The sequence below is a fragment of the Achromobacter sp. 2789STDY5608615 genome, from assembly GCF_001298995.1.
GTDB lineage: Bacteria > Pseudomonadota > Gammaproteobacteria > Burkholderiales > Burkholderiaceae_B > Achromobacter > Achromobacter insuavis.
The window spans coordinates 90627-95210 of record NZ_CYTY01000028.1 but is presented as its reverse complement, the minus strand read 5'-3'; the positions used below and the strand labels follow the sequence as shown (position 1 = coordinate 95210).

The window sequence follows — 4584 nt, the reverse complement described above, 5'->3', positions numbered from 1 at the left end:
TATGAGTTAGGTTTTACCTAACAGCTATATTCGTTCTTTAACAATCTGGAAGAAGCACAACGAAATGTACTTATCAAGTACTCGACGCAAGTCGATGAAGATAAGTACGGGTTGTGATTGCATTAATTTTGTTCCAAGTTCTCAAGACTGGGGTGAATAACCTCAGACTGCTTTGAAACTTATGAACGGCACAAACGCTAATACTCAGGTCCTATAGCCTACAGCGTTATAGGATCAAGCGACTAAGTGCATATGGTGGATGCCTTGGCGATCACAGGCGATGAAGGACGTAGTAGCCTGCGAAAAGCTGCGGGGAGCTGGCAAACAAGCTTTGATCCGCAGATGTCCGAATGGGGAAACCCACTCCGCAAGGAGTATCCCTGACTGAATACATAGGTCAGTGGAAGCGAACCGGGTGAACTGAAACATCTCAGTAGCTCGAGGAAAAGAAATCAACCGAGATTCCGAAAGTAGTGGCGAGCGAAATCGGAAGAGCCTTTACGTTTTAGCATGCAAGATAGTCGAACGGAATGGAAAGTCCGGCCGTAGCAGGTGATAGCCCTGTAGACGAAATTTTGTGTGTGGAACTAAGCGTAAGAAAAGTAGGGCGGGACACGTGAAATCCTGTTTGAAGATGGGGGGACCATCCTCCAAGGCTAAATACTCGTGATCGACCGATAGTGAACCAGTACCGTGAGGGAAAGGCGAAAAGAACCCCGGAAGGGGAGTGAAATAGATCCTGAAACCGTATGCATACAAACAGTAGGAGCCTCCTTGTGGGGTGACTGCGTACCTTTTGTATAATGGGTCAGCGACTTACATTCAGTGGCAAGGTTAACCGAATAGGGAAGCCGTAGCGAAAGCGAGTCCGAATAGGGCGATTCAGTCGCTGGGTGTAGACCCGAAACCAGATGATCTATCCATGGCCAGGTTGAAGGCACGGTAACACGTGCTGGAGGACCGAACCCACTAATGTTGAAAAATTAGGGGATGAGCTGTGGATAGGGGTGAAAGGCTAAACAAATCTGGAAATAGCTGGTTCTCTCCGAAAACTATTTAGGTAGTGCCTCAAGTATTACTGCGGGGGGTAGAGCACTGTTATAGCTAGGGGGTCATGGCGACTTACCAAACTATGGCAAACTCCGAATACCCGCAAGTACAGCTTGGGAGACAGAGCACCGGGTGCTAACGTCCGGACTCAAGAGGGAAACAACCCAGACCGCCAGCTAAGGTCCCAAATTATCGCTAAGTGGGAAACGAAGTGGGAAGGCATAGACAGTCAGGAGGTTGGCTTAGAAGCAGCCATCCTTTAAAGAAAGCGTAATAGCTCACTGATCGAGTCGTCCTGCGCGGAAGATGTAACGGGGCTAAGCGATAAACCGAAGCTGCGGGTGTGCACTTTTAGTGCACGCGGTAGGAGAGCGTTCTGTAAGCCTGCGAAGGTGGCTTGTAAAGGCTGCTGGAGGTATCAGAAGTGCGAATGCTGACATGAGTAGCGATAAAGGGGGTGAAAAGCCCCCTCGCCGTAAGTCCAAGGTTTCCTGCGCAACGTTCATCGGCGCAGGGTGAGTCGGCCCCTAAGGCGAGGCAGAGATGCGTAGCTGATGGGAAGCTGGTTAATATTCCAGCACCGTCGTACAGTGCGATGGGGGGACGGATCGCGGAAGATCATCAGGGTGTTGGATGTCCCTGTTGACGTATCGAAGATGGCGCTTAGGCAAATCCGGGCGCGTAAATCAAGGGTACGGCACGAGCGAGCATTGCTTGCGAAGTGATTGGAAGTGGTTCCAAGAAAAGCCTCTAAGCTTCAGCTGTACGAGACCGTACCGCAAACCGACACAGGTGGACGGGATGAATATTCCAAGGCGCTTGAGAGAACTCAGGAGAAGGAACTCGGCAAATTGATACCGTAACTTCGGGAGAAGGTATACCCCGGTAGTGTGAAGCGCCTGCGCGCTTAGCATGATGGGGTCGCAGAGAATCGGTGGCTGCGACTGTTTATTAAAAACACAGCACTCTGCAAAGACGAAAGTCGACGTATAGGGTGTGACGCCTGCCCGGTGCCGGAAGGTTAAGTGATGGGGTGCAAGCTCTTGATCGAAGCCCCGGTAAACGGCGGCCGTAACTATAACGGTCCTAAGGTAGCGAAATTCCTTGTCGGGTAAGTTCCGACCTGCACGAATGGCGTAACGATGGCCACACTGTCTCCTCCTGAGACTCAGCGAAGTTGAAGTGTTTGTGATGATGCAATCTACCCGCGGCTAGACGGGAAGACCCCATGAACCTTTACTGTAGCTTTGCATTGGACTGTGAACCGGCCTGTGTAGGATAGGTGGGAGGCTTTGAAGCGTGGTCGCTAGATCACGTGGAGCCATCCTTGAAATACCACCCTGGTTTGTTTGCGGTTCTAACCTTGGTCCGTTATCCGGATCGGGGACAGTGCATGGTGGGCAGTTTGACTGGGGCGGTCTCCTCCCAAAGTGTAACGGAGGAGTTCGAAGGTACGCTAGGTACGGTCGGAAATCGTGCTGATAGTGCAATGGCATAAGCGTGCTTGACTGTGAGACTGACAAGTCGAACAGGTGCGAAAGCAGGACATAGTGATCCGGTGGTTCTGAATGGAAGGGCCATCGCTCAACGGATAAAAGGTACTCTGGGGATAACAGGCTGATACCGCCCAAGAGTTCATATCGACGGCGGTGTTTGGCACCTCGATGTCGGCTCATCTCATCCTGGGGCTGTAGCCGGTCCCAAGGGTATGGCTGTTCGCCATTTAAAGAGGTACGTGAGCTGGGTTTAAAACGTCGTGAGACAGTTTGGTCCCTATCTGCCGTGGGCGTTGGATACTTGACGGAGCCTGCTCCTAGTACGAGAGGACCGGAGTGGACGTACCTCTGGTGTACCGGTTGTCATGCCAATGGCATTGCCGGGTAGCTAAGTACGGAAGAGATAACCGCTGAAGGCATCTAAGCGGGAAACTCGTCTGAAGATTAGGTATCCCGGGGACTTGATCCCCCTAAAGAGTCGTTCGAGACCAGGACGTTGATAGGTCGGGTGTGGAAGCGCAGTAATGCGTTAAGCTAACCGATACTAATTGCTCGTGAGGCTTGATCCTATAACACTGATGGTTATGACCTGGTGATATAGCGTTCCAAGTGTCGTTCAATACAAAATCTGGCTGCCCCGTCAGCAGCCAGCCAACACCAATTACACCCACTGTGCGGGATCATCGAGCTAGACTCTGATCCCCACACGTTGCGCTTCTTCCAAGATTGGAGCGGTTGTCCCCAAAGACAATCTCTCAACCAGTTACGCCTGACGACCATAGCAAGGTGGTACCACTCCTTCCCATCCCGAACAGGACAGTGAAACGCCTTTGCGCCGATGATAGTGGACGGACGTCTGTGAAAGTAGGTCATCGTCAGGCTTTTATTCCGCAAAACCCCATAGGCTCTCGCCTGTGGGGTTTTGTCTTTGTGAAAAGCCCGTTTATGCGCGCGGCATGATTATTGAGCCAGGCTCTGATCGTCCGTCGCGCACGAAGCTGGCCATGCAGTACCCAGGATTGGAGCGCTCGCCATTGTGGCGGGAGGCTCGGCAGGTTAAGCCTGATACCCATAGCAAGGTGGTACCACTCCTTCCCATCCCGAACAGGACAGTGAAACGCCTTCGCGCCGATGATAGTGGACGGACGTCTGTGAAAGTAGGTCAGTATCAGGCAGTTATTCGAAAAGAAAACCCCGCAGGCTGACGCCTGCGGGGTTTTTTCTTTGGCGCGAAACGCCGACTGAGGCGATTCTCATGGCGTTGGCCGCATGGGCCGCGCCACCCTTTGCTCCCGCCTCGTTGCCGGCATCAGCCCGGCTGGCGTTGCGGTGCGTCGGGCAGCTGGCGCCGCAGCGCGGCGAAGAACAGTTCGGACTGCAGGCGTTCGCTCTGGATCTGTTCCGCGACCTTCGAGGCGATTCTCGGGTCCACCGGCGCCATGGGTCGGCCGGTGGACTGCGCCAGCACCTGGGCGGTACAGGCGCGCTCGAGGAAGAACAGGTCATCGTAGGCGTAGTCGAGGCGCTCGCCGCAGACCACCACGCCGTGATTACCGAGAAAAGCGATATCGGCGCCTTGCATGGCGTGGGCGATGCGTTCGCCTTCGCTGGCATCCAGGGCCAGGCCGTTGTAGTCCCCATCGACGGCGATGCGGCCGTGAAAGCGCATGGCATTCTGGGATAGCGTGGTATCCAGCGTCCGGTCGGCCGTCAACGTCAGGGCCGTGGCGTACGGCATGTGGGTGTGCAGCACACAGGCCTTGCCGGCGATGCGGTGGATCGCGGCGTGGATGAACATGGCGGTGGGCTCGACTTCGTGGCGTCCCGCGAGTTTCTGGCCCTGGGCGTCGACCAGCACGATGTCGTCGGCCTGGACTTCGTTCCACATCAGGCCGCGAGGGTTCAGCAGGAAATGATCGGTATCGCCGGGCAGCGCCACGCTGAAGTGGTTGCAGACGCCTTCGCCGAGTCCGTGCGCAGCGGCCGCGCGCAGGGCCAGCGCCAGGTCTGCGCGCAGGGAGGCGACGCGGTCCGCATG

Annotated in this window: 1 protein-coding gene and 3 rRNA genes; 3 read left to right on the top strand and 1 reads right to left on the bottom strand. The window is 54.7% G+C overall.

The window, feature by feature from the left end:
• Nucleotides 1-232: 232 nt before the first annotated feature.
• The 3 genes from AOZ49_RS22145 to rrf (AOZ49_RS22135) all read left to right on the top strand — a co-directional run bounded on the left by AOZ49_RS22145 (nt 233) and on the right by rrf (AOZ49_RS22135) (nt 3720).
• A 23S ribosomal RNA gene (locus tag AOZ49_RS22145) occupies nt 233-3115 on the top strand.
• A gap of 199 nt (nt 3116-3314) precedes the next feature.
• Nucleotides 3315-3427 (top strand): 5S ribosomal RNA (gene rrf, locus AOZ49_RS22140).
• A gap of 180 nt (nt 3428-3607) precedes the next feature.
• Nucleotides 3608-3720, top strand: a 5S ribosomal RNA gene (gene rrf / locus AOZ49_RS22135).
• 135 nt (nt 3721-3855) lie between these two features.
• Here rrf (AOZ49_RS22135) and AOZ49_RS22130 read toward each other — a convergent pair.
• Nucleotides 3856-4584: aldolase (locus tag AOZ49_RS22130; RefSeq protein ID WP_082380542.1), on the bottom strand; the 729-nt coding region annotated here is incomplete at its 5' end.